Source organism: Spirochaetales bacterium, assembly GCA_016930085.1.
In the GTDB taxonomy this organism is placed as follows: Bacteria; Spirochaetota; Spirochaetia; order SZUA-6; family JAFGRV01; genus JAFGHO01.
The window spans coordinates 1-26994 of sequence record JAFGHO010000026.1 but is presented as its reverse complement, the minus strand read 5'-3'; the positions used below and the strand labels follow the sequence as shown (position 1 = coordinate 26994).

General features: G+C 46.3%; 21 protein-coding genes. 10 read left to right on the top strand and 11 right to left on the bottom strand.

Annotated elements, in window-relative coordinates:
- Positions 1 to 20 precede the first annotated feature (20 nt).
- The 3 genes from JW881_04775 to JW881_04765 form a co-directional block, all read right to left on the bottom strand.
- The gene (locus JW881_04775; GenBank protein ID MBN1696806.1) at positions 21 to 2174 is read right to left on the bottom strand and encodes a hypothetical protein; all 2154 of its coding nucleotides are present in this window, start codon (positions 2172 to 2174) and stop codon (positions 21 to 23) included.
- Positions 2175 to 2250: 76 nt separating this feature from the next.
- A complete protein-coding gene (locus JW881_04770) occupies positions 2251 to 4092 on the bottom strand; it encodes an HlyD family efflux transporter periplasmic adaptor subunit (GenBank protein MBN1696805.1) in 1842 nt (613 codons plus the stop codon).
- A 13-nt stretch (positions 4093 to 4105) separates the two neighbouring features.
- The gene (locus tag JW881_04765) at positions 4106 to 4930 is read right to left on the bottom strand and encodes an efflux RND transporter periplasmic adaptor subunit (GenBank protein ID MBN1696804.1); all 825 of its coding nucleotides are present in this window, start codon (positions 4928 to 4930) and stop codon (positions 4106 to 4108) included.
- A gap of 166 nt (positions 4931 to 5096) precedes the next feature.
- Here JW881_04765 and JW881_04760 point away from each other — a divergent pair, with 166 nt between their 5' ends.
- Positions 5097 to 6659 (top strand): TolC family protein, encoded by a 1563-nt coding sequence (locus JW881_04760; protein ID MBN1696803.1) that lies wholly within the window; start codon positions 5097 to 5099, stop codon positions 6657 to 6659.
- A 102-nt stretch (positions 6660 to 6761) separates the two neighbouring features.
- A complete protein-coding gene (locus JW881_04755) occupies positions 6762 to 7628 on the top strand; it encodes a diguanylate cyclase (GenBank protein ID MBN1696802.1) in 867 nt (288 codons plus the stop codon).
- A gap of 19 nt (positions 7629 to 7647) precedes the next feature.
- Here JW881_04755 and JW881_04750 read toward each other — a convergent pair whose 3' ends face one another.
- The 6 genes from JW881_04750 to JW881_04725 form a co-directional block, all read right to left on the bottom strand.
- The gene (locus JW881_04750) at positions 7648 to 8565 is read right to left on the bottom strand and encodes a hypothetical protein (GenBank protein ID MBN1696801.1); all 918 of its coding nucleotides are present in this window, start codon (positions 8563 to 8565) and stop codon (positions 7648 to 7650) included.
- Positions 8549 to 9406, bottom strand: a complete 858-nt coding sequence (locus JW881_04745; protein ID MBN1696800.1) for a tetratricopeptide repeat protein — start codon at positions 9404 to 9406, stop codon at positions 8549 to 8551. The genes JW881_04750 and JW881_04745 overlap by 17 nt, the downstream gene beginning before the upstream one ends.
- Positions 9403 to 9822: a membrane protein insertion efficiency factor YidD gene (locus tag JW881_04740; protein ID MBN1696799.1), complete on the bottom strand. Its 420-nt coding sequence runs from the start codon at positions 9820 to 9822 to the stop codon at positions 9403 to 9405. Before JW881_04740 ends, JW881_04745 begins: the two co-directional genes overlap by 4 nt.
- 156 nt (positions 9823 to 9978) lie before the next feature.
- Entirely contained in the window at positions 9979 to 10326 is a 348-nt protein-coding gene (locus JW881_04735; GenBank protein MBN1696798.1) for a PilZ domain-containing protein, read from the bottom strand.
- A 202-nt stretch (positions 10327 to 10528) separates the two neighbouring features.
- Complete coding sequence (gene proB / locus JW881_04730; GenBank protein ID MBN1696797.1) at positions 10529 to 11629, bottom strand: glutamate 5-kinase; 1101 nt, start codon at positions 11627 to 11629, stop codon at positions 10529 to 10531.
- 32 nt (positions 11630 to 11661) lie between these two features.
- Positions 11662 to 12987 carry a glutamate-5-semialdehyde dehydrogenase gene (locus JW881_04725; GenBank protein ID MBN1696796.1) on the bottom strand — a complete coding sequence of 442 codons (1326 nt, stop codon included), beginning with the start codon at positions 12985 to 12987 and terminating at the stop codon, positions 11662 to 11664.
- A 144-nt stretch (positions 12988 to 13131) separates the two neighbouring features.
- Between JW881_04725 and JW881_04720 the strand changes: the two genes are divergently transcribed.
- On the top strand, positions 13132 to 14625 hold the full coding sequence (locus JW881_04720) for a hypothetical protein (GenBank protein MBN1696795.1): 1494 nt from the start codon (positions 13132 to 13134) through the stop codon (positions 14623 to 14625).
- Between the two features lie 55 nt (positions 14626 to 14680).
- Positions 14681 to 14950: a cupin domain-containing protein gene (locus tag JW881_04715; protein MBN1696794.1), complete on the top strand. Its 270-nt coding sequence runs from the start codon at positions 14681 to 14683 to the stop codon at positions 14948 to 14950.
- Here the strand turns inward: JW881_04715 and JW881_04710 are convergent.
- A complete protein-coding gene (locus JW881_04710; GenBank protein MBN1696793.1) occupies positions 14943 to 15671 on the bottom strand; it encodes a chorismate mutase in 729 nt (242 codons plus the stop codon). The genes JW881_04715 and JW881_04710 overlap by 8 nt on opposite strands.
- 207 nt (positions 15672 to 15878) lie before the next feature.
- On the opposite strand from JW881_04710, the gene JW881_04705 reads away from it, so the two are divergent.
- The 3 genes from JW881_04705 (at position 15879) to JW881_04695 (ending at position 22281) form a co-directional block, all read left to right on the top strand.
- On the top strand, positions 15879 to 16373 hold the full coding sequence (locus JW881_04705; protein ID MBN1696792.1) for a hypothetical protein: 495 nt from the start codon (positions 15879 to 15881) through the stop codon (positions 16371 to 16373).
- A gap of 329 nt (positions 16374 to 16702) precedes the next feature.
- Entirely contained in the window at positions 16703 to 18688 is a 1986-nt protein-coding gene (locus tag JW881_04700; GenBank protein MBN1696791.1) for a 4-alpha-glucanotransferase, read from the top strand.
- Positions 18689 to 18912: 224 nt separating this feature from the next.
- Positions 18913 to 22281, top strand: coding sequence for an alpha-amylase (locus JW881_04695; GenBank protein ID MBN1696790.1), 3369 nt, complete (start codon positions 18913 to 18915; stop codon positions 22279 to 22281).
- Between the two features lie 39 nt (positions 22282 to 22320).
- On the opposite strand, the gene JW881_04690 is transcribed toward JW881_04695, so the two are convergent.
- Complete coding sequence (locus JW881_04690; GenBank protein MBN1696789.1) at positions 22321 to 23427, bottom strand: PP2C family protein-serine/threonine phosphatase; 1107 nt, start codon at positions 23425 to 23427, stop codon at positions 22321 to 22323.
- A gap of 252 nt (positions 23428 to 23679) precedes the next feature.
- Here JW881_04690 and JW881_04685 point away from each other — a divergent pair, with 252 nt between their 5' ends.
- The 3 genes from JW881_04685 to JW881_04675 all read left to right on the top strand — a co-directional run bounded on the left by JW881_04685 (position 23680) and on the right by JW881_04675 (position 26882).
- Positions 23680 to 23991 carry an STAS domain-containing protein gene (locus JW881_04685; GenBank protein ID MBN1696788.1) on the top strand — a complete coding sequence of 104 codons (312 nt, stop codon included), beginning with the start codon at positions 23680 to 23682 and terminating at the stop codon, positions 23989 to 23991.
- Positions 23992 to 24118: 127 nt separating this feature from the next.
- The gene (locus tag JW881_04680; GenBank protein MBN1696787.1) at positions 24119 to 25408 is read left to right on the top strand and encodes a TIGR04013 family B12-binding domain/radical SAM domain-containing protein; all 1290 of its coding nucleotides are present in this window, start codon (positions 24119 to 24121) and stop codon (positions 25406 to 25408) included.
- Between the two features lie 184 nt (positions 25409 to 25592).
- On the top strand, positions 25593 to 26882 hold the full coding sequence (locus JW881_04675) for a hypothetical protein (GenBank protein ID MBN1696786.1): 1290 nt from the start codon (positions 25593 to 25595) through the stop codon (positions 26880 to 26882).
- Positions 26883 to 26994 lie beyond the last annotated feature (112 nt).

Sequence of the window (26994 nt, the reverse complement as noted above, 5' to 3'; positions counted from 1 at the left end):
CAGCCGATATCGTAGCTGTGTTACAGCTGATATCGTTTCTGTATGAGCTGAATAAGTTTAATCCACCACTGCTGCAGCAGGGGTTCCATGGGCAGCCTGAATTGGACACGGCCCGTACGCCCGTGAAGCAGGCCGCCGAGACTATCTTCGGCTATGGTGAGTCTCACCTCATAGAAGGGTTCCGTCGTTTTGGTGCCGCTTTGATCCTTTATATCGATGGTAACCTCGCCGCCGGCGGCAAGACCGAGTGCCGGAGAAGGCAGGGAGGTCTGTTCCGCAGGTATGATCGTGAAACCGCTGATCCGGACGGCTTTATCCGATTCTCCGTACAATCTGACCTCGGCGGATTTGATTTCATCGGAGAAAAAACCCGAAACCTCCTGTTGGGAGATGACGGAACTGAAAAAGAATCCCGAATTATTGATAAGCTGGCCGATCGGGGTTCCCCGGTGGATCCACATTCCTTTCAACTCGTCGATATACGGGGCGACCCAGACGCCGTCGATCTCCGCTTTCACTTCGCAATCCCGTATGTCTTCTTCAAGACGATCGTAGCGTTCGTTGATCGCGGCGAGAAGGCTGTTGATCGGTTTTACATCCGCGAGGCTTTCATGCAATGCCTTTTGTCCCATAATCGATATTTCGTCGATCTTGGCGGACATTTCCCTTATTTTAAAATCGAGTTCCCTGTTTTTCAGGTAAAAGAGGGTCTGGCCTTTTTTAACCCAATTTCCCGAAGGAATTGTAATATCCGACACGTAACCGCCCACCTTGTTTGTCACTTTCATGTATTCATATGCTTTTATGACACCCGGCGAGGTAAAGGTATGGGGAAAGGGAATGACGGACAAAAAAAGAAAAACGGTGACGGCAGCGCCAAGACTTACCAGTATGGACCTTATTCTTGTCCGGTCGAGGCGGGGTTCGGTGAACAAATACTTGATGAACCGCACGGCGGGGACCAGAATCCATGAGACGGCGCATACAACGGCCATGATAATCCCCAAAAGCAGGAACCGGTCGGCGACAAAGAGGAGGATCGTCGTGAATACAACGATACGGTAGATACCGCTCAATATCCCGAAAATCGTAATCAGGACCGCTTCTTTCATGGAAGAGACCGGAGTCGTCGATTTTTTATATCCGAACGCATACCGTTCGACAAGATGCCGCAGATGCCGGGTCGCCTGGGTATGGAGATTCGGAATATCGAGAAGATCGGAGAGAATGTAATAACCGTCAAAGCGCAAAAGCGGGTTGATGTTGAACAGAATCGTCGAAACCGACGCGACAAAAATAATATTGTAGGTAAGTGAATGGAGAACGCCCGGTCCCGTATTGGACCAAATTATTGCCGCAATCGCGGCGATGAACAACTCGAATATCATCCCCGCCGCTCCCACAAGGACGCGCTTCCATTTGTTTCTGAACGACCATGCGGCGGTCGCGTCCATATAGGGAATGGGGTTGAAAATCAGGAACATGATTCCCATCGTATGGACTTCTCCCCCATACCGGCGCACGGCAAAGGCGTGCCCGAACTCATGCAGCGCCTTTATAAAGATAAACGAAAGATAGAGAAGGGGGATGTTCGCTGGGGCGAGAATGCCCTGACTCTGGACGCCGAGTTCCCGGATGTTTTCGATTGCGACCTTTATCCCCATCCCGATGACGACAGCCCATATAATTAGACCGACAGGACTTATTATGGCGCGCAATACGGGAAGTATTCTTTTGAGTATGTTATCCGGATCGAAAAGAGGTATACGGAAAAACATAATATTCGAAAGTGTCGCCTGTGTCACCTTTTGCTGTTGTTTTTTATACCGTTCAAAAAGTTTTTCGCTGTCCGCGGGAAGTGAATAATGAAGCAGATTTGCGTGATAAAGCTGCGCGAGGAGATTGATCACGTCTTCCTGTCCGGGGGCGTCGTCGGGATTTTCGGCAATAACCTCTTTCCATACTTCCTCGACGGTTCGGTTCAGCGAAAGGCGTGAAATGAAATTGTATGCTGACGGCCGTATCCTGTAAAATTGATTGGAGAAGGGATCCTGAAGCACATACCAGCGCGATCCGCGGTACAACTGCCTGTTTACTTTTATACACGATCTCAGACTGATTCGTTGTCCCGCGATTCTGTACCATGATTCGTGAAAAAGCTTGCTTTCTTCCATTGTAATTATATTCTCGTTCTCATTGTTATGTTATCCGGCGGTAAATGCATATGAACAGGTTACTCGTCCGGCCGCCTCAGAACCAGAGATGCATCCTGAGAAAATCGATTGTCCGGTGCGTGATAATCCAGAGTATATTTCTTTCACCCCCGTTTATTTTTGCTATGCCGGTCATACCCGGCCGCCACCATTCTTTCCTGCCTTCAGGAAACGTGCATCTGACGATGAAAATATTCCCTTTTTCTTCAGGGATCGCCAATGGTTCGATACGGCCGACTATGACGGGGAAGACATCTTTCGGCCTGCTTGCAAGAATGATCTCACCTTTCTGGGATTCGTGGACTTCATGGATATCCGCTTCATCCACTTTGAGTTCGGAATAAAGCTGATCGACACGTGCGAGCTTAAAAAGTATTTCTCCCTGTTTTATCGGAGAACCGATGCGTTCCATCTGGTCCCCTTCGACAATAATCCCGTCAAACGGCGCAATCAGGATCGATTGATTCAACTGGTATTGCACGAGTTCGAGTCTGGCATCGGATTGTTCCAAAAGGGCCTGGGAAATCCTCATATCCGCAAGCGAATTTGCCGCGCGCGCTTTTTCCACTTCGCGTCTGTAGCGGTTTCTCTCGGCGATGATCCCCGCTTCCTGAAGCCGGAGGTCGCTCTGGTCCAGAAGGAGAAGGGCGTCGCCTTTTTCAACCGCGTCCCCCACCCTGACCTTGACCTTGTCGATATGTCCGTCAAATGGCGCGGTAAGATAGGTGATGTTATCCGTCCTGAGAATCACCGGGGCGCTGATTTTGTATTCAAGTTTACCGAAAACGAGGATACCGACGGCGATCGCGATGACGATCCCCAGTATCTTGATCCATGTATGCGTATATCCGATTATTTTCCCGAGTTTCTCCCTTAAAAAGTCGACGAATCTGAAGCCGAACCATCGGTCTTTTGATTTGAGATCGGAAAGACGGCGTGATACCTGGTCGCAACACAATCTGAGCAGGCGCAATTCCGTTTCGGTAAAGGGGGAGGTGTTTCGTTCACAGGAACAAACGGCGACCGCTTCATTGTCGAGTCGAAGCGGCATTGAACAGATATGGGCGACATCGTTTGCCTGCGAGAACGACATGTGGGCCCTGTTAACGGCACCCCCGCCCCCTTCGGCCGGCCATGTCACCTCGGCGTTCTGATCGATACATTCTTCCTGGGCTTCTTCGAGCTTTCTGACAATTTCCGCTTTTTTATCAAAGCGGTCGACATGACTCATCGCTTTTAGCCTGATGTAGCCCTTTTCGAACCACCCGATACTCACACGTTCGCATTTGAGTCTCGAAGCAATTTCATTGCAGAATGTCATGGCGGAAGGGAGAAACCGTTTTTTCTCGTTCATGAGGGCCATGAGGTCGAGGACGTTCGATAATTGTTCGACACGGATTTTTGCGTCCATTGCAGTCCGTTGAAGCTGCAGACCGGCAGGTATATCCGAAGCCAGCATGAGGCGCCCGCCGATTTCATTTCGCTCTATCCGGCCGCCGGCCTGAAAGAGGAAGCATGCGAGGCAATAATCCGTTGATACGCCCGTATCGAGTCTCACCGCACATATGAGGTGCTCAGCGTGATCGATCCAGGCAATACCGTCCTTTAGTTGATCATGAACAAGACCGACGATCTCTTCCGATAATTTCTTGCGGTCAGCGGAAATAATCGAAGCCGCCCTGGAGAACGCGACAACATGCAGGACGTCCGGCTGTATCGTATTCGCTGCGGTAATGACACCCCCTTCGGCATCGGAGAGCGAGATAAGAAGACCCAGGTACATATTCCAGAACCGGGTGTTTGATCCGTGAAAGTTTCTCAATTTCTGCAGATCCGAGAGACATGAATATAATGTCGTCAATGCGTCTTTGGTTTTCATTGTTCCTGTCGGTTTATTTTATTACCATCTTTGCGGTGATTCCGGGTTTCACTTTCCCGTCCCTGTTTTCAAAAAGCACCTTGACTTCCCGCAAACCGCTCGAAGGATCGATCACCGGTGAGACGAACTCGATAACGCCCTGATAGCTGCCTGCGGAAGAAGTCGAGTCGATTTGTACCGTCACCGACATTCCCTTTTTCAGATTCACGCGAACGCCTGCTTCCACGTACGAGATGAGGCGGACCTTGCTGATATCGACGATGCGGACAAGCGGTTGCTGCGGGCTGCAATTCTCACCGATCTCCAAAAAATGTTTTGTGATAATACCGCTGAACGGCGCCCTGATAATCCGCTTTTCCAGCTGGGCGATCGCGATATTGTGTTCGATCGCTTCGAGTTTTTCAACAACAACAAGGCGGTCCAGTTCTGCCTGCGCCAGTTTGAACTCGAGTTCCTTTTTCTGGAGTTCTTCTTTTGACACCGATTGTGTTTCTTCAAAGAGTTGCCGCGTTCCTTCGAGGTTTTCCTTTATTGTTTCGACCTGGCTTTTTGCGGACTCGATTTCAATCGTGCTTTCGGCGACCAAACGCTTTCGTTCCGTCTCGAGTGATTCCAGCCTTCTTTCGAGTTTCAGGATGGATTCTCCTTTTTTAACGAACTCGCCTTCTTTTATATCGATCACTTCGATGGTGCCCGATACGGTTGCGCTGAGGGTCGCGTCCATAAAAGGTTCCGTTATACCGAAAGCGACAGCGGAATCTGTAAATGCCGGAACGGCGGCGACTGCGAACGACAACATTATCACCACCGTTGCCACGGATGTCTGGATAGTTTTCATCGTATAAGTTTTCTCCACGGATTTAGCGCCATTATATCACAGGTTTACCGGTTTGTAAAGGATAAATTCGTGTGAACTAATCTCCTAAAATCGTTGCAAACACCTTCCTTTAATATGCTTTTTTTATTATAATGAAGAGCAATCCCTTAACATAGTGAAGAATATCATGAAAATAAATGTAATGTGGCTGATTACCATCTGTATATTTCTCATTACGATTACGAATGTTTTCCTGTACGCGGAGGAAAGCGCCGTTGATGAGGTAAAACGGGAAATGACGCTGGCCGATGCGGTGGAGACGGCAGTCAGATTGAATCCTTTAGTCGAAGAAACCCGTTTGGAGTGGCTGATTGCGACCAGGAATGTCAATGCCGAATGGGGCCAGTTTGAGCCGAATATTGTCGGCTATTACAGCCTTCAGGACTTCAATCACAGAAACAACATCAAGGAGACTATTGAGCAACTGGGGAATACCGAATATTTTGAGGACACTGAAGAATACGCTTTGGGCATTGAAGGCAAAACGCCGACCGGTTCGACATATAATATCGGTTATACGCTGAACAAGAAAAAAAGCACGTACGCTTCCGATCATGAATATAATACATATATCGGTATTACACTGGAACAGCCCCTTCTCAGGGGTGCGACGCGCGGCGCGCCGCGTGCCGGGATCAATGTCGCAAACAGGGAGAGGATTATCGCCTTTCACAAGTACAGAAAACAGCTTATGGAGACAATTACGCAGGTCGAGGCCGCATACTGGAACCTCGCATTCGCTCAGGAGTTGTATCAGATACATCTGGACTCGGTAGATATCGCGAAAAAACTCGTGAAAGATGCGGAAGAGCGTGTCAAAACGGGAAAGATGTCGCAACTTGAGTTCACCGAAGCGGAAGCGGGGCTTGCGTTACGGGAAATCGCCCTTGCCGAAAGCGAACAAAACATTATGAGTGCGATGACGGAATTGAGACTGCTTGTTGCGGATTACCGTCTTAACGAGGATCGGGAACTGATCGCAATGGATTCCCTTTTTTCCGTCGAAGAACCTTCGGGTCTCGAAAAAATGGAAATCATGGAGACGATCGTCAGTATGCACCCCGATTATCTCATACGAAAAAACGAAGTGGAGCGGGAATCGATTGCCTTGAATTATTACAAAGACCAGTGCCTGCCGGTCTTGAATGTCATCGGCAACTATAATCTGACGGGCATGGGCGGTTCTTTCGAGGATTCGATACATATGACCTTTGATCAGACGAATCCCTCATGGTCGTTGAAGCTCGAACTTCAGGTGCCGCTTTTTGGAAGTATTTCACGAAACAACCAGCGTGAGGCCGCACAATTAAAGAAGCACATAAGTGAGAAAAATTTCGAAGCGACGGAGTATGAGGTGGTCAATGCGATCACAATGCTGTTGCAGCATATCGAAACCCTTTCAAAACGAAGAGAAAACATGAAAAAAGTGGTGGGAGTGAAGCAACGATTGCTCGATGTCGAGTTATCACGTCTTGAAGCCGGATACAGCAACAGCCGGCTGGTCTATGAGGCAGAAGAGGAACTGTTCGATGCAAGACAAAACGAGATGGATACCATTGTCCGTTACAAACTCGCGGTATCACGGTTGGCAATGGTGTGCGGAACAAGTCTCAGCGACAAAAATCTGGAAAAGCGTGAAAACGGAAAATTTTTCCTCGAAGAACGGCTCGTGAAAAAAACGGGAAAATAAGGGCACCTATAAAAAACCGGAAATAACATACCGGGAAATATATACAACATTACCTTGACACCTCTGTGACGGCATCCCTATAATATAAACAGGAATCGAAGCTTGAAAATACGAGTATTATTTGTTGACGATGACAGAAGTCTCCTTGACAGGTTTGTCCGTCTGTTCAGACACGATTTTGAGGTAATGACCGCAGATAGTGCGGGAAAAGCTCTGGAATTGATAAAGAAAAATGAAAATATAGCGTGTATGGTGGTGGATCTGCGAATGGGCGAGATGAACGGCATCGATTTTCTGTATGAAATCAAACGGCTGAAACCCTTTGTATCGAGAATCATGCTGACCGGTTTCCCGGATATGGAGGCCGCCGTCAACGCCGTGAATCACGGTAAGATACTGGCTTTCCTGCAGAAACCGGTAAAGAAAGAGAAACTGAAAAAGATAATCGAAGAGGGAATCTCTAATTACTATTATCTCAAGGACCTCGAGGATAAATCGGTCAAAGACAGTCTGACGAATCTGTATAATCATAATTCGATAAAGGAGAAATTGAATCATGAGGTCAGAAGGGCCGGAAGGTACGGGTTTCCCTTGTCGGTTATCATGATTGATATCGATCATTTCAAAAATATAAATGATACATACGGTCATCCTTTCGGTGACGGTGTTTTGATAAAAATAGCTGGAATACTGAAGAACAACACGCGTATGGTCGATTCGGTCGGAAGGTACGGCGGTGAAGAGTTTCTCGTCATTTTACCCGAGGTGGAGATGGAAGCTACCTATGCGGTGATGCAGAGAATAATGGAAAAAATGAATCTGGAAAATTGGGGAGAAAAAGATCTCGCCGTCACCCTGAGTGCCGGTATTGCCGTGTATGCCGGAGAGGACCCGGAGACACTTATAAAACTCGCGGACGAAAAACTCTACCTTGCTAAAAGAAACGGAAGGAACAGGATAGAAGGGTAGAAGGCAGCCCGACAAACGATTACCTGTCTCCCGCAAGGGCATGCAAGATAATATCCTTATAATTGTTGGCGTTTTTCACATTCTTTTCACCGGCGATTCTTTTTGCATGATAGATATTGCCGGAGTAAAACCTGTTGAGCAGAAAGAAAAAGACCATTGCCGCATCGGCGTAGTTTCCCTCGACAATATTCATGACGAAGACGGCCATGACTGAGGCATTGAGAATAAATGCGTGTATTCCGTGAAAGAAATCCCCGGCGTAGATCTGGCCGCTTCCCGGAATCAAAGCGGAAAGAAACGCGGCGGCAAGGATGGGGATTTCTTTTTGATTCTCTGCGGCATCGAGAAGGCGATTTACCTTTTTTTTATCGTCATCGGAAACGTGCGTGTTGTCTTCGAAATAGCGTCCAAGCATTTCTTTAGCGTGTTTCCATTTGCCCGTATAAATATCTGCGACGGCGGAAAAGAAGGCGATCCTTTTCTTTTGCGTTTCGGTTTCAGCCAGGGGGGAGAGAGAGGTGAGCTCCTTTTCCGCGAGAATATAGCTGCCCGAGGCGATGAATATCGTTACACGTTTGATCCTGGATTCAATGACGGCCGCGCTATCGGCGGCGGCATTTATCGCGAGCGTAATGTGATATTCCGCCTCGTTCCAGTCGCAGCAAAGCATGTAAAGGTCCGCGAGGGCGGTATGCGCATAAACGGTTTCCTTTTCTTTCCGGTGAAAAAAAAGAAACCGCTTGACTTCCGTAATCGCTTCCTCATAACAGCCGGCGCGGTGAAAGCGACGGGCCAGTACGAGGGCTTTATCATCGGGATACTCGTTCGGATCGGGAAATGAAATTTCAGAAGCCAATGCACGGAGGACCGCCGAGGTAAAAAATAAAATGATCAAAAGCTTTATTTTACCTGCAAAGGTTTCAGAAGAAATTCTCAACGATACCGTCCACCTTTCTCAGGATATCGTCTTCCCGTTCGCGGGTGTATGCGATTGCCGCGTTCACGGAACCATATATATTCCCCAAATAAAATATCCCGCCGATCGATGCGTAGATCCAGGCCTTTACAGAAGAAACGCCTTCCTCATAAAAGCCGTATGCCGCCATTCCGCCGAAAATACCGATGGTTAGCAGTGAAAACAAGCCGTCACCGGGTTTGCCGGCATACATCTTGCCGAGGCCGGGAACAAGGGCCGATAGAACTCCGGCACAGAACGGATTTTTACCACGGATAACCATGGCACTTTCCGACAATTCGAGAAGGCCGGTAATATCCGGCGAACCGGTATTGTCGACCTCATGTAACAATCGGTATGCGGCATGCCAATCCCTGAGATACAGATAGTCTATTCCGGCCAGGATATGAAAACGCCGGCAATCGAAGGAAGAGTCCGGCGTCTCGGCCGCGATAAACTCGAGTGATTCGGCGTACGCCGAGCGTCTGTAATGGATGAGTGCCGTCTCATACCTGCTTTCGCAGATAAAGGCGCTTTCCGGATAAAGCGTGATGAGGTCGCCGAATGTCGTGATCGCCTTATCGTACTCGCCGGATCGTGAATAGCACAAACCGATTCTGAAAAGCGTCCCGTCGTCCGGTGTTTTGTCGAGCATGAAAAAATATCTGAGGTACTCGCCGGCTGAGCGTTTGTAGTCGCCGGTGGCATACAGCCAGTCCGCGAAAGCTTTTACCGATTCCGGACGATAATAGTCGGGTTCATCCGTGAAGACGGGAAATGTGTGGAGTGATATCAGAAGAAGGATCATCGGTGCGATTTTCAACGGGGGTTCCTTTCAACGGGATCGAGAAATTTGCCCGACCGTATGTCGCGGGGATAGTATTCCATGTCGAGGTTGTTGCAGCGAAGAAGCCTGTCGGCCCCCGCCAGTATGCCGCTGATTATTCCGCGAACGCGAATCGCTTCCATTGTATATTCGGAACATGAAGGAATGAAAAGGCAGGACGGCGGTGATTGACCGGAAAAAAGCAGCTTATAGCAGCCGAATAAGCCATAAGCGACGAGAGTAACATCATTTGTGATAAGCGGCGGGTAGTCTGTTTTCGCTGTTTGTGTTTTCGGGGTAACAACGGGATTATGGTAAAGGATGAACGCAAGATCGTCCAGTTCATCACAATAGAGCGTGCTTAAAGAAATGAGAAGCAGAAATGACAATAACGGTTTTTTCTTCATACTCATGAACATATCATCGTGACGCCGTTCTTAAAGGCCGATTATGCATCGATGCCGAACATTAATACCGCTTTTCATCGTATTATGACCTATTCGCCGATATTATTAAAGTGAAATCGAAAAAAATATGAAAGGGTTTTCTGTTGTAACGAGGGACGAGTGTTATTGATTTTTTTCCCGACATCCCGCATGTTCATTACATGCGTGTTCGATAAAATGATTGATTTTTTCCCTGTACAGGTTGTCCATGAAAAAAAATTCGATTCCGGTTTCAAACTCATTCGGACCGCTGTTTCGGGACCATCGAACTTCACCGATTACTTTGACGAGTTCCTTGTCGGGCAGGGTGAGTGCGAGAAAAAGGACGGTGCCTTTTGCCATCATTCTGGATGTGATAATCTTTAATCCTTTGATGCTGATATTTTTTGCAAGCGCTTTTTCCGCGTATGAGTAATTGACCGCTATTTCGACATCGACTCTCGATGTTTCCCTTCTTTCGACGTGTGTCATTTGACCTCCTCCTCCTGCATAGTATACAAGAGTAATTGCCTACTGTCTATAGGTATTATCGATCTAGTACTTTATATCAGTATTGTCTTCATGCGGCACTAGAGTAATTGACTTATGAGATTTTAAAAAAAACTGATACTTACGGGGAGGCCGCGGTCGTTGGCTAAAAAGCAGTCTGAAAAACGGACGGTTTTTTACCTGATCAGTCAACGAGGAAAGCGATATCTTCCGGGGAAGCGACGACATCCTTTCTGTCCGGCCCGAGTATCCGGCGAATTTCCTTACTGTGCTTTCCGATCAACAATGTCAACTCCTTGCTGCTCAAGCCGGTGACGGCTTTCGCCACATTGTTAAGCATCACGACACTTCCCGCCTTGAATATTCCGGAGACACCGGTAATACCGCTGGGGAGAAGGCTTTTATTGTCGCGGAGGGCCCTGATTGCGCCCTCGTCGATCGTGATGATACCCTGCGGTTCACTGTTGAGAATCCAGCGAAGCCTGCTTTTGAGCCGCTTTTTAGGTAAAAAAAGCGTTCCTATCTCTTCACCGTCCATTATCCGGGTAATGATGTTGTTTTCTCGGCCGCAAGCGAGTACCATACGGCAACCGGAGTAAAATACGATTTTAGCGGCTTCGAGTTTCGTTTTCATACCCCCCGTCGCATGCGTGCTTCCGCTGTCACCCGCATAATTCATGATCGTGTCGTCTATTTTCGTGACCAATGTGACCGGGGTCGCGTCGGGATGGAACCTGGGATCTTTGTCGTAGAATGCATTAATATCGGAGAGCATGATGAGAAGGTCGGCGTCGAGTTTGCTTGCAACGAGCGCGCTCAATCTGTCGTTATCACCGAACGCGGTACCGATTTCGGCCGTGGAGACGCTGTCATTCTCATTGAGGATGGGGATGACGCCGAGGTGAAGGAGGGTTTCGACGGCATTCTTGAGATTGTTGAAACTTTTCCGGTTGTTCAGCAACTCGGAGGTAAGCAGCACCTGCGCGATGGAAATCGAGTAAGCGGCAAAGGCCATGTGGTACTCGTGCATGAGAAGCGGCTGGCCGATAGCGGCACACGCCTGGCGCATGTTGACCTTTTTTACCCTTTTTTTAAGCGAAAGCCGGCCCGCCCCCATGCCGATCGCCCCGGAGGTGACGATAACGATTTGTTTTCCCTCCTTGTACAGGCCCCGTATCTGATGGGCGATGTCCCTTACATAGAGGATATCGATTTTATTATTCTTGCTGAGGGTGTTGGTCCCGATTTTTATCACGATTCGTTTTATATCCTTGAATTGCCTCATTACCGTCTTTCCTTCCCACCGCGCGGGGCGTTTTACCTTGACGAATCAAGATGTATATTGTCGATGTCAAGCCTCTTTTTCAGCGGTATATGGGTGAACCGGCGACCTCCGTCCCCGGCGTAATCGGCAACGATATGACCGCCCCCGACGAGGAGCCACCGGTATATAAGTAATCCTTCGATACCGACGGGTCCCCGTGCATGGATTTTTCCCGTGCTTATACCGACTTCGGCACCGAGTCCGAACCGGTACCCGTCAGAAAAGCGTGTGCTGCAATTGACGAATACACAGGCCGAATCGACACGTTTCAGGAATTCGGACGCGCTTTTTTTGTTTGAGGTCACAATCGTATCGGTATGATGGGATCCATATGTATTGATGTGATCAATCGCCTCATCGATATTCTCCGTGACTTTTATCGAGAGTTCCAGATCGAGATACTCGGTTTTCCAATCGTCTTCCCCGGCAGGAGGGACCGGTATGATGGAGACGGTCTTTTCACAGCCGCGCATGACGACACCGCGTTCCTTGAGGGACCCGTGGATTTTGGGAAGCAAAGTTTCGGCGCAACCGGCATGGACAAGAAGCGTTTCGGCTGCATTACAAACGGCGACGTATTGACATTTGGCATCAACGGTGACGGAGCACGCCATTTCGGGATCGGCATCTTCGTCAACATAAACGTGGCAGATTCCGTCCGCGTGTCCTAAAACCGGAATACTCGTGTGCTCTATGATATAGGTGATGAACTCCCTTGAACCGCGGGGAATGAGAAGATCGATATACTGATGCAGTTTCAGGATTTCATTGACATCCTCCCGTGTTTCGAGGAGGGTCAGCCATGACGCCGGAAAACCGGCCCTGACGGCCGAATCCCTGACAATGTCGGCAAGAATCCGGTTCGTATTGATCGCTTCGCGGCCCCCTTTGAGAATGACGGCATTACCGCTTTTCAGGCAGAGTGTCGATATCTGAACGAGTGCGTCGGGCCGTGATTCAAAAACGATCCCGATCACCCCGATGGGCGAGCTTACTTTATAGAGGTCAAGGCCTTTATCGAGTTCCGTTGCACACAGCGTTCTACCGACGGGATCTTCCATCCCGGAAAGCACATCGATCCCCCTGCACAGCGAGTCGATCGTATTTTCATTACAGACAAGTCGTTTGAGAAGCGGGGCGGAAAGGTGTTCATTTTTCGCGTTTACGATGTCGATATTGTTGGCCTTGACGATTTCGTCTTTTTTTTCCCGGAGTGCTTTTTTGATTTCCGTCAATGCCTTGTTTTTTATATGGCCGTCAATCGAAGCGAGGGTGACGGACTGGTTTTTGATTATTTTCAGTTCTTCATCTCGTTTCACGATTCATCTCCTTTTTATTGCCTTATTGCCACACTATACCTGTTTTTGGAAAAAAATAAAAGAGAGTGTTATTGATTTCTTCTTCAACTATTTGCTTGACTCAAAGAGAAAATCATGAAATAAAATAAATAGCCGGAGTATACTATGCGACCCTTTGAAATATTGTTTTCAATCGCCGTTACGATATCTGTGATCGGTATGTTCTTCCATAAAAGACACCTTCCGATATGGGTCCCGGTATTTATCGTTCTGCTTCCCGTTTTATTTTTTCTGCATCTTTTTATCGAACATTTGCGGTGGCAGATGGCGGGACTTTATCTGCTTTCGGTGTTCGTTATCATAGCAGCATTCATTCAAAAAAATAATAAAAAAAGAAACAACAAGATTTTCTTTTCCCGTAAAAGAAGAGGTTTCGCCGTAGCGGGCAGGGTCGCGATTGTGCTTCTTCTTGGTATTTCCTTCCTGCTTCCGGTACTCGTTCCCGTATTCGAATTTCCTCGACCGGCCGGACCGTACAGAGTCGGAACGTCCGTTTTCCATTATACCGATACCGGCAGGAAAGAGACGCTGACAACGGCGCCCGGGGATTTTCGCAGTATAATGATCAGAATCTGGTATCCATGTGAAAATACGGGAACGTCGCGGCGCGCTTCATATTGGGATGATGCATCGATGATGAGTAAAGAACGGGCGGTATCTTCTGACCTCCCGTTCTTCATTTTCAAGCATTTCAATCTTGTAAAAACATGGAGTCATGCCGATCCGCCTTTGAGCGGTAAAAAAGAAACCTTTCCCGTGGTGTTTTCACTCCATGGCGGCAATTGCGGGGATACCGATATGGACAATGTGCTGGCAAACGAAGAGCTCGCGAGCAGGGGATATATCGTCATCGGGCCGTCTCATCCGTATGCATCGCTTCTGGTCCGTTCGGGGAACAATGAAAAGATACGATGTGACAGAGAAAGAAATGAAAAGCTGCAACAACAATCGAGATTGTCGGAGTCCCTCTGGATGGATTTATATAATAAACAGAACCTGGGAATCGAAGAGAAAAAAGAGATACTGCAGCGGATATTCTCGATTGAATCCCTTCTTCTCGATGATATTACGATACGGAGCATGGACGTCGTGTCGGCGATCGCCTGGCTCGAAAAGATCAATGATGAAGCGGGTTCCGTTTTTTATCACCGGCTCGAAATGGACAATATCGGTGTGTTCGGTTTTTCCCTCGGCGGCACGGTCGCCGCCAATGTAAGTATCAGCAATGACCGGATAAAAGCATGTATCAATATCTGCGGGTCCTATTACGGAGAGATGCTCGAGACGCACCTCGATAAACCGATAATGATCATTCGTCCCGATGATGAGACATACGATATGGATTCCTTTATTATAGATAATCTGAAGGGGCCGTACGCGATACTCACGGTCAACGGTGCGGTACGCGACAGTTTCAATCACCGCTATCTCTACACACCGCTGCGCGCCGTATCCGGATATTCCGGAAAAATCGGCGGCGAACGAATCACGGACATATTGAGGTATTATATATCTTCCTTTTTTGACGCGTATCTTTTGGATAAAAAGGAATATATCCCGGATGATTATCCCGAAGTCTCGATAAGAACGGGACCCTGACGACGAAGAGGGTCATTATAAAAAATGAAGATACATAGGAAAGGAGAGAAGTATTATGGATATAACTGTCGAAAAAATGAATGATGACGAAATGAAAAAAAGAGGAATATCCTCATGGCCGGTCTGGACAAAAGAAGTATCCGAGTTTGACTGGCACTATGACAGCATGGAGGAATGTTATCTCCTTGAAGGCAACGTCAGTGTCGTGACGGATGACGGAAAAGAAGTCGAATTCGGCAAAGGGGATTTTGTCACCTTTCCGAAAGGGCTTTCATGCAGGTGGCGGATAACAAAACCGGTGCGAAAGCATTATAACTTTAAATGATGCGGTTAAGGAGATACCGTGTTTCGCCCTCTTTTGTGAGTGGAATGATGTAGTGCCGGTAATATTCCCGGATCACTTTGGGATCGATGACATGACGGATCTCCCTGTTTACCTTTGCCTGAATATAGAAAACCTTGTCAACGATTCGGTCCATTATCTTATCCTCCACTTCCTTTCTGGTAAGGGCATCCGTAATCGCCTTTGTGTCACCCGAGGAAATAAGCTTCTTGTAGCGTTCGGGATTTTTCTGAAATTTGCATTCGGCGACATAGAGGGAACCATAATGGACGCGTTCGGCTATCGCCTGAAGGGCGTACACATCTGCGACGACACTCGAGCCGTATTGTTTGTCGTCACCCGGTCTGCAGATTTTGGTGACAAGCGCGATATAGCTTTCCATTATTTCCTTTGTAAGATTCACTTTATCATAATCCTCAATCCTCAATTCCGAATCCGGGATTGAAACAAGCCGTCTGGGATCGCCGGGGTTTCCGCAGAAAGGGCGTTCTTCCGGTTGGCGATACCGGCCGAAAAGAGCATCCATTTCTTCCTGGTATCGCAGCCGGATGTGAAGAAGACTCATGCCCTGAGAACCTTCAAAACCGCTCATCCCTTCCTGATATATTATTTCATTGAAGCGGAATTGTGCCCTGTCGATAAGACGGTGTATGATCGTCTCTTCGAGGCCTTCGAGTTTAGCGGCAATAATATCGAGTTCCATCTTTTCTACTCCTCAATACGAACGCATTTCGGATATAATCTAACAAGGTTTCTCGATTTTTTCCAGTCGAAAAACACAAATACCTGTTGAATAAACGGCGGAACAGGTATCATACTATTACCTGTATGCAGGTGAAGTAAAAGAGTCGCTTGCCGGCATATATGGATTTTCGGATATATCTATGGACAAACGAGGGAGGGTAGCATAATGAAAAACAAACCGATACTCCTGCGTGTTCTCGAGTTGGAGTCGGAAGAACTCACCGTCCTTTTTAAAATGGCGGTCAGGTTGCTTTATTCGGACGGTATCGCGGGCATCGAGGAGTGGAATCTTCTCACCCTTATTCCGGCCCTTCTGGATGTCGTCAAAGAAGATACGCCCGATGGAATAAAAGAAATATGGATGAAAAAAATAGAACTGGTACAGGCGGCGATTGAAGAACAGAGTGATATGACACAGGATGAAAAAGATGTGCTGCTTTCGATCGAGAATCCCGCGAAACGCGACATTTGCCTCCTTATGCTGTTTATGATCGCGAGCTGCGACAGATCCGTTGATAAAGCGGAACTCGATATCATTGTCAAAGACGTTGCGCGGCCATGGAAGTACTCGGTTGATTCACTCGTTTCACTTGTCAATGGTGCAGCGGATGAGATCAAACGGCCGTCTGAAATCGTGACACTGCTCGATTCATATAAATAACGGGCGTTTATCGATCTCTGTAGCCGGCCTTCCGCCCCTGTTAAAACCGACTAGTCTCGCTGCGTGTCCTGTTTTTGGGGGGTATGCACCATGTATAAAAATATCAGTTTTTTTCAGAAAATAGTACTATATTTTTTTACCTATTTGAATATAATTACATTGATTCTTCCGCGATCTATTTTCGATGAGGAATCACGAAAACTGCGGATTGTCATCCGTTATTGACTTTTATAGCGAAAAATGATTCAACATAAACGGCACAATGTATGTTGATGCTTCGGCAGAATGAAGTGGAAGGTTTGAGGTAATATTGACAGGGGGAGTCAGACGTGAATTTCGGTGATCTGGATCATTTTTATACTGGTGTTGCTGTTTCCGTATCCGCTTTGCGGAGTGAATCGAGTTGCGGAATCGGTGAATTCACCGATATTGAACTTCTGGGGAAATGGTGTTCCGTTTGCGGATTCGAGATTATTCAGATACTGCCGGTCAACGATACGGGCCGCGAACGGTCTCCCTATAGTGCGTTGAGTGCGCTTGCACTTCACCCCATTTACATCCGGCTGGATATGGTGCCGGGTGCGGATCGATACGGGAAAGAAATAAAGGATTTCAGGGTGGCATGTGAAAATAAACCGCATGTCGATTATGAGGGGGTTTTGGCATTCAAACTCGAACTACTATGGAAAATATTCTATGATAATAAAGAACAGATAATGAAAGATGAAAAGGTGACGGAATGGATCGCAAAGAATCAATGGGTAAAACCGTATGCAGTCTATTATCATTTTAAAAAAAAATATAACTTCAATCACTGGAAATCATGGCCGGTTATGCAGAGTCCGACCAAAGAGGATATTGAGACATGCTGGGAAGAAAATCCGGATGGCTCATATTTTCATTCCTGGGTACAGTATCATTGTGAGAACCAGCTAAAGCGGGCAACGCTCTATTGCGAACGGGCAGGGATATATCTCAAAGGCGATATTCCCATTATGATGAATGAAGACAGCGCCGACATCTGGATGTACAGAAAATATTTTAATCTTGATTTTTCCGCGGGCGCACCGCCGGATATGTTTTCACATCTGGGACAAAACTGGGATTTTCCGGTATTTGACTGGGCAGCGATGGAAAAAGATAATTATTTCTGGTGGAGAATGCGATTACGGCAGGCGGCGAAATTCTATCACTGTTACAGAATTGATCATGTCCTTGGATTTTTCAGAATATTTCGTATACCGGTCAAAGAAACGACCGGTATACTTGGTTATTTCCATCCGACGCAATATATCACTTCCGATCAACTGAAAAAGGCCGGATTTGCACCGGAGAGAATAAAGTGGATGAGTGTCCCCCATATTATAAAGGACGATATTGTGCAGAAGACGGGAGAAATGGCGGAGTATGTGATCGATCAATATATGGATCAGATAAATAATGAGCCGCTCTATCATTTAAAACCGGAATATTGCGGGGAAGGAATAATTGAGGACCTCGACGAAGAAAATTTCATAAAAAGAAATCTTCTGCAATGGTACAGGGACAGAACGCTTATACGTGTTTCGGATAATACGTTTCACCATCTCTGGAATTTTAACGAGACAACGGCCTATAAATCCCTCAGTCCCGATGAAAAAAAAAGTATCGATGAAATGATAAAAGGAAATGAAAAAAAAGCCGAAAAGATATGGGCAAAAGAAGGTACCAGACTCCTGGGAATGTTGAAAGAAAGTACGGGTATGTTTATGTGCGCCGAAGATCTGGGGGCTGTTCCCCGTTGTGTTCCCGAAGTACTCCTGAGTCTTTCGATACTGAGTCTCAAAATAGAACGGTGGACGCGTGAATGGGACAAACAGGGCCAGCCGTATATACCGGTTGAGAAGTATCCCCGATTATCCGTCTGCACACCGTCCGTCCACGATACAAGTACGATACGCGGCTTTTGGGAACTGGAGATGTCCGATGAAGAAAAAAAGAAATATTGCGAACATATCAAGCTGAAAACCGCTGAAACGGATGAATACACACCGGCGATTGCCGAAGCGATCATTAAAAATAATCTTCGTGCGAACTCTATATTTTGTATTTTTCAGATACAGGATATTCTTTCCCTTTTCAATGAATTGCGTGTTATAAGTCCCGAAGATGAGCGGGTAAATGTTCCGGGAACGGTGACGGAACGAAACTGGTCATACAGAATATATTCGACGCTTGAGTTTCTCATCAATTATGATAAACTCAATGACTATCTCCGCGGGCTTCTTATGGAAAGGAAACGGCGAAGTCTCAAAAAAAGTCCAAATGAAAAATGAAAGGCAGGCTACCATTGAATTGTCCTTTGTCCCTGAAGATTGAATTGTTTTTTACGAAACTGGAATCGGAACAAACAAACAAAACGGCTATTCCTCATCTTACAATGGAGTTTCATGTTTCAAGGACGGCAAGAGATCGATATGAGTTTGATGAAAGCGTTTTCGAATTGTCGGGGAATGTTGTCCTCATACGGTTTAACGAAGTGAGGATATTTGCTCACAAGATGAATGAAAAAAAAGATTTGCTAAACCATCCGGAAGATGCCGTCAGCGCGGGACAGCTTAACGCAATGGGACTCATCGATGAAATTCTCCATTATATCATATATCTCTATCGAAAAGAAAAGAATCCCGAAATTATCGGTAAAGCGATGGATTTCCTGGAAAAAAAGATCGGGAAAAAGAAATTGGAAAAAACGTTACACGGATTTACACAGGAGTTTCCGCCTGTAAAAATATATAAAGGTGAAACGGGTCTGAATGAATATATTATAGGCGAGACGGCCGGGATATCTCACACGCACCAGATTCTCGAAGAGATGATCAATTTATGGGTCGCGAATAACAACCCCGCCTTCATGCCTTATGCTGAACTTTTCGATGATACGAAATTGAGACAGCATACGGCTTATAAAAAAATAATGGAACTGCTTCATGATTTTTTTGACAACGAGGAACCATTCGGTCCGGATAAACAGAATCTTATCGATATGATAAGAAGTCCTGCAATCGCTTCCCCCAATTCGCTCAAGGGTCAAATTATGTACATCATAGATAAATGGGGTATGTTGATTGGAAAGTTCCTTTTCCGTTTGTTGAGCAGTCTTGATTTCATTCGTGAAGAAGAAAAAATGCGCGGATTCGGGAAACCGGATTTTCTGCCGTATGATTACTCGCTTGAAAGCGAGTATGAACGATTCAGCGCCGACAAAGACTGGATGCCGAATCTTGTCCTGATTGCAAAACATACGTTTGTCTGGCTTGATCAGCTTTCCAGGAAATACGGCAGGAGCATTTCACGCCTCGATCAGATTCCCGACGAGGAACTCGATACGCTCGCCCGCTGGGGATTCACCGGTCTCTGGCTGATCGGCCTTTGGGAACGGAGTCAGGCGTCAAAACTGATAAAAAACCATTGCGGCAACCCGGACGCCGCCGCTTCCGCTTATTCGGTGTATGATTACAATATCGCGGAAGAACTCGGGGGATATGATTCGCTTCTGAACCTGAGAGATCGGTGCTGGAAGCGGGGAATACGGCTTGCGAGCGATATGGTACCGAATCACACCGGGATTTATTCGAAATGGATAAGGGAGCACCCGGACTGGTTCATACAATTGCCGTATCCGCCATTCCCGTCGTATTCCTTTTCGGGACATAATTATTCTGAAGACCCGCGGGTCGGCGTGTACATAGAAGATCATTATTACAATCGGAGCGATGCCGCCGTCGTCTTTAAACGCGTCGATTTTCATACGGGCGAAACCCGCTACATTTACCATGGAAATGACGGGACGCACATGCCGTGGAATGATACGGCCCAGCTCGATTTTCTGAATCCGGAAGTGAGAAAGGCGGTTATCAATACGATTATACATGTTGCAAAGCTGTTTCCAATAATACGGTTTGATGCCGCCATGACACTCGCGAAAAAACATTACCAGCGGCTGTGGTTTCCAGTACCGGGTTCGGGCGGTGATATTCCTTCCCGTGCCGAGCACGGGATGGGCAGTGAAGATTTTAACAGGGCGATACCCATCGAGTTCTGGCGTGAGGTGGTGGACACCGTCGCGCGTGAAGCGCCCGATACCCTGCTTCTGGCGGAAGCGTTCTGGTTGATGGAAGGTTATTTTGTCAGAACACTCGGTATGCACCGTGTGTACAACAGTGCTTTCATGAACATGCTAAAAATGGAAGACAACCAGAAGTACAGGCTCACGATCAAGAACACAATGGAATTCGATCCGGAAATATTAAAACGGTTTGTCAATTTCATGAATAATCCGGATGAAGATACCGCCGTGGCGCAATTCGGCAAGGATGATAAATACTTTGGTGTCTGTATCATGATGGTGACGATGCCGGGACTTCCGATGTTCGGACACGGGCAGATTGAAGGATACACGGAAAAATACGGTATGGAATACAGACGCGCCTACTGGGAAGAACAACCGGACTGGCAGCTTGTCGGCAGGCATGAACGGGAAATTTTCCCGTTACTGAAAAAAAGATACGTTTTCACGCATGTCCGGAATTTTCTCCTCTATGATTTTTATACTCCGGAAGGCTGGGTCAATGAGAATGTATTTGCGTATTCAAACAGAAACGGTATGGAGCGGGGTTTGGTCATTTATAACAACAAATACGAGTACGCGCGGGGCTGGATACGCGCATCGGCGTCATTTGCCGTCAAATCCGTCTCCGGCGACCGGCATCTGGTACAAAAATCTATCGGTGAAGGACTTGCCCTGCGTAATGAGGGAAATTATTTTACGATTTTCAAGGATTATATCACCGGATTGCAATATATACGCAATTCAAAGGAACTCTGGGATTGCGGATTATATGTTGAATTGAGTGCATTCAAGTACCATGTTTTTCTGGACTTCAGGGAGGTTTGTGATAACGAATATCGTCACTATGCCCAGCTTAACGCAAATCTTTCGGGGACAGGGGTATACAGCATCGATGAAGAACTCAAGGAGATAGTTTTAAAATCGATATTCGAGGCCCTTCGTTCCATTTTAAATAAAGAGGTACTGTGCGGTCTCAGAGAAGGGAAAATCACCTCTCCCGATTTACCGCCGGATCACACATTGCCCGAACGTGTAAAAGAAGCGTCTTTAAATTTTTATAACGCTATAAAAGATTTTTGCAAAAGCTTAAGAAACGTCAATGACATCACGGAAATCATGAACATGAAACTCGAACAGGTTCAAATGATCGAGGTGTTTTTTGAAATGAATGGTTTTCCCGAAAAAGGAAAAGCGAAGAAAATGAGGGAATATTTTGCAGCTATAGTGACGGAAAAGCCCGATGTCTATCTCACATTGTATTGCTGGGTGTTTTTTCACCTTATCGGATATATTATCGATGATGAAAAAGCGACATTTCAGGCAAGAAGCTGGATGGATGAGTGGCTTTTCGGGAAAAAAATATATCTTGCACTCGTGGATTCCGGGATGGAACCGGCAGATGCATGGCATGGCGTTGAGATTATCAAAATACTCATTTCACATCAGGCGTGGAATGATATCAAGGGCCCGCGTAAAAATCATCCCTATTTATTTCTCTACAAACTCTTTCAGGATGAGGATGTCAGAAATTATCTTCAGGTAAACAGATTCGAGGGGATTCTCTGGTTCAGCAAAGAAAGATTCGATTCACTGCTGAGATGGCTGTTCGCCGTTTCCTGTGTCCAGAGTACCCTTTTCGATAAATCCGAAAGAGTGAAAATTGTGACGGATAACTATCGTATTATCGAAAAATGTCTCGAGGCGGAAAATGAGTCATCCTTCCGGGTTGAAAAGCTTCTCGATGTGCTCGACGAACAGGGAAAGAAAAAAGGGCGAATCACAAAGCATGAGAAATAGTATTATTCCGGTCCATGTGTGGGCGGCATTATTTTCCTCTCATATATCTTCCATGAGTTCGGCAATCAGAACCGTAATGTCATCGGGGAAAAAATTTTCTTTCATGTACATCATGACATGGGTAATAATCTTGTTGGAAAGGTTTACGATATCTTCCTCCTTTCCTTCCCTGATTAGTCTTATCAGATTTTTTTTGCCGAACTGTAAATTGTCCGCGTCGATAACTTCGATAATGCCGTCGGTGAAGAAGAATAATCTGTCACCCGGATAGACGTCGATTATTCTGTCTTCAAACTCGGTCGTCTCGAACATGCCGATAAAAAAGCCGGGGGAGCCCAATTCTCTGATATCGCCGTTGCGATGAAAGATCAGTTGACGGGGATGTCCGGCATTGCAATAGGTACACTTCATGCGGCCGGTGTCGATTATTGCGTAAAATCCCGTTATATAATGGCCTTTGATATTGTTGACGAACTCCTGATTCATTTTGTTCAAGAGGGAAGACGGTGAATACTCGCTGAAGGCGTAATGATTGAAGACACTCTTAAACATGGCTGTGATAAAGGCGGCGGAAACGCCATGCCCCGATACATCGGCGATAATAATGCCGACATGCTCCTGATCGATACGGATGATGTCGAAAAAATCACCGCCGATGTATGTATGGGGGAGATAGCGGTGAACAAAATTGATCGGGAGATCTTTTGGCAGTTCCTTTGGAAGCAGACTCTTCTGAAGTTCGCTCGCAAGCGTGAGTTCGGTCACTATCTCCTGTTTTCTCAAATTAAGCTGTTCGTTCGCGCTTTTCAGGCGGGAAGTGTGGATTTTTTGAGATAGTGACCATTTGACAATGGCTTTCAGGATATATGCATTCGTATCTCTGGGAAGGTTGAGATAATGATTATTTTCCGGTATTCCCTTTCTGTGGTTATTGAACAGGGTAATAATGATGTTTTCTCTCTTGAGGAGTCTGTTGAAAAGGGAAAATGCCTTGTTGTTTTGGGGAGGAGAGATAAAGAGATACAGTCCGTCCTCTTCGATATTTATTTCATTCCACGGGATTTCCTTGCAGCGTATGTTCGATTTCTCAAGGACGTGCCTTATCTTCTTTTGTTTCTTCTTGTTATCACCAACAAGAAAAACCAAGGGTGCCTCCTTTTTCTTCCGGTAACCGGATAAATCCCCGCTTTATGCGGCTGCCTCACGTCTTGCCTTTGGGCTATTGTATCAGAACCGCTGCTTTTTCTACAATAATATACGCAAACGCTCTCATTAATATTTTATTATCTTTTAAAAGGGATTCAAGCAAAAAGTTCCTTGATACAGATATATCAATGTAATAAAAAAGATTGGAATTCTTATAATGATGTATTATAGTTCATAGAGTGGAGGAGAGAAATGGATATTAGGATCAAAAAAGAAGATACGATTGTAACGGTCTATATCGACGGAAATATCGATATCAATGGCGGAGATATGCTTTCCGAAAAACTCAATGAAATCATGTTCATTAAAAATGTCACGCACGTGATTTTCACCATGGAAAATGTCAATTCCATTACTTCCGCGGGGATAGGAAAATTACTTAATTTTTACAAATATTTAAACGGCAGAAATGCATCAATGGAAATAAAAGGGGTTTCAGATGTTCTTTATGAACAGTTTATCGAAATACACCTTGATCGCATATTTCCCATAAGCAAATCCTGAAATACTATACCTCATAAGGGGCTATTCAGCGGCATATGAAGGCGATGCGCCACATCTTTTTTACTGATTGCCCGTCAATAACATTTGCATCTCGTACTCCTCTTGATTATTATTAATATGAATGGCCGTGAAGGATAAAGCCGCTATCGTTTTTTATTATAACAAGCCGAATCGAAACAGTATCAACGCCCTTGTCGGCGCCATAGAAAATGAAGAAGGCATCGATACCATACCCCTTTATTTGCTTTATACAAAAGAAGAACTGTGCGGGCAGTTTGGGTCGATAGCCGGCCGTGCAAAGAACGTGATTGTCTGTTTCTCTTTTTTAACCACCCAGGTTTTTGAGATGAAAGGAATTCTCGATCATGTAAGAAGCGTATCAGCCGGCAATATCATAACAATCGCCGGTGGAGCTCATCCGACGGCCTTGCCGGTGGATGTATTGCGCATGGGTTTCGATTTTGTCGTCAGGGGGGAAGGGGAGGGAGCCCTCATCTCTATACTAAAACGGATAGTGGATGAACGGCCGGTGAAAAACATTCCGGGGATCTTTTATCTCGACGGTCAGGGAGAGATCGCCTCGTCGCCGGCACAACATTACCTTGACCTTGACCGGTATCCTTCGATAGCGGTAAAACACCGTTTATACGGACCGATCGAGTTGACCCGAGGCTGTCCTCATGCCTGTACGTTCTGTCAATTACCGTATATGGAAGACAGTACGGTGGTAAGGCACAGGAGTGTGGAGAATGTATGCGCGCACATTGAACAGATGCGTCGTGCCGGTATCGGGGATTTCTCTTTTATCTCCACCAATACACTCTCATATGGTTCGGAAGACGGGAGGTCCTCATCCCGCCGGTCACTCGAACAACTCCTCGAGGGAATGAGAAACGCGGCGGGAAAAGATGGTAATATATTTCTTGGTTCGTTTCCTTCTGAAGTTCGTCCGGAGCTTGTTACCCCCGAAGTTTGTGAGCTTCTATCGCGGTATGTCGATAACAAAAAGCTTGTAATCGGCGCGCAATCGGGAAGCGACCGGCTGCTCGAGCAGTGCCGCAGAAACCATACTGTCACGGATGTTTATAATGCGACGGAAAACGCGCTAACGGCCGGATTCGAACCCCACCTCGATTTTCTTTTCGGTATTCCCGGCGAAACGGAAGAGGATGATGACCGATCGATGAAGGCTATTGAAAAACTGGTGCACATGGGGGCAGCCATTCATGTCAATACCTATATTCCGCTTCCTTCCCGGCCGCAAGAGGCAAGTCCGTCATCGTACAGGAACTCCAGGCTCAGACAATTCTTGAGAACATATACGGGAAAGGGAATCCTGTACGGCCAGTGGGAAAAACAGGAAGCGACGGCACACCGGATCGAACGTTACTTGAAAAAACCGGGATGTCCCCTGTAAACAATATCATCAGCTTTTATCTGCACAACGGATTGCGTAAAGCCGGCGGGATACGGTGTCGACGAATATCCATATGGAATGCGGCAGATGGGTGAAATGAATTTGAGACGGAGAGAGGAATATTGACAATGAAGGTCTGAGTGTTTATCATGTGTGTGGATGATCTGAAAAAGGGGATATGATCGTGATGTTGAAACCTGCCGCTTTCATGGTGATGGCCTGCTATATCGCTTGCCATATTACCTGCTTTATCGCTTGTTCGACTGTTCCGGAAGATTCTTTGTTTGTCGTTAAGCAACTCGATGATTCGGAGGAATCAAAAGCATTGACCGAAAAGGGTGTTCGACGCTATATATCGGAGCTTGAAGAAGAAGAAGCGTATGAAAAGATAACGGAAATAAAGGAGTATTTTATCGTGGCTTTGAGATTGGATCCGGAGAATCAGCGTGCCGGGGACTATCTTAAAAAAACCGAATCCTTTGTTTCGAGAAAAGTCGATGAAAAAGTCGCAAAAGCAAGGGCATTTCTCGCAAAGAAAAAACGGACGGAAAAGGAAGATTTTCAGCTCGCGGTTTTGGTACAACAGGCGTATGAACTGGAACCCCGGAACGGGGATGTTATTGATCTTCGAAACGGGATTCGGGAACTCCGCGAAAGACTTGTCGCACAATATCTGGAAATCGCGCGTCTGTGCGGGAAATCGATTGGAAATAACGATGATGAGGAAAAAAAGACAAAGCAATATACCGAATGCATGGAGAATATAACCATGGCATTGCTCATCGATCCGGGACACAGGGAAGCAAAAAAAGAAAAAAAAGTCATGCAGGACGATATCGCAGGACTGTTCGATGCGCGAGTGAAAAAAGCCGCGGCATTGTATAAAGCGGGAGAATTTCAAAAAGCGGAAAAGTCGCTCGATACTCTGCGGGAACTCGATGTTCTGCTTGATAAACGGTATGACGGCGTTCTTAAGGATCTTTATTATAACATCAATTACCGATGGGCTCGAATGTTGTTCGGTGAACGGGAGTATGCGGCCGCCGAGGCTAAAATCAAGAAAGCGGCGGGGATAAAGAAAACACGTGAAGCGGCGGTCCTGATGAACGACATCGAGAAACAAAAGGAAAAAAACGATTTTACCGAAGGTTTCGATGACTTCATCGCCGAATTGGACGGTTATATCAAAAGAAGGGATTTTCTCCGTGCATACGATAAACTTGCCTACGGACTTGAAAAAGCGGTCGAACCTTCGCAAAGAAACATTATCAAAAAAAGGAAACAGACGTTTGACGAAGAACTGGGAAAGGTTTATGAGGAGGCGGTTGAGTTTTATGTCGAAGAGAATTTCAGGGAAGCGATACGGTTGTTCGGAATAATTATCGATGTCAAAGAGAATTATAAGCAAGCAAAAAGCTATTATCACAAAGCGCTATCAAAACAACGGTTACTCGATTCCTATGAGGAGAGATAGGTGAACAATGTCCGCCAAAGGAAGTTACCGTTCGTCCTTCACGGTCTTGAGGTGTTTTACGCATCCGTCGTTATAGCGTGGTATACGATTCCATTCGTTTTCCCGGACGTAT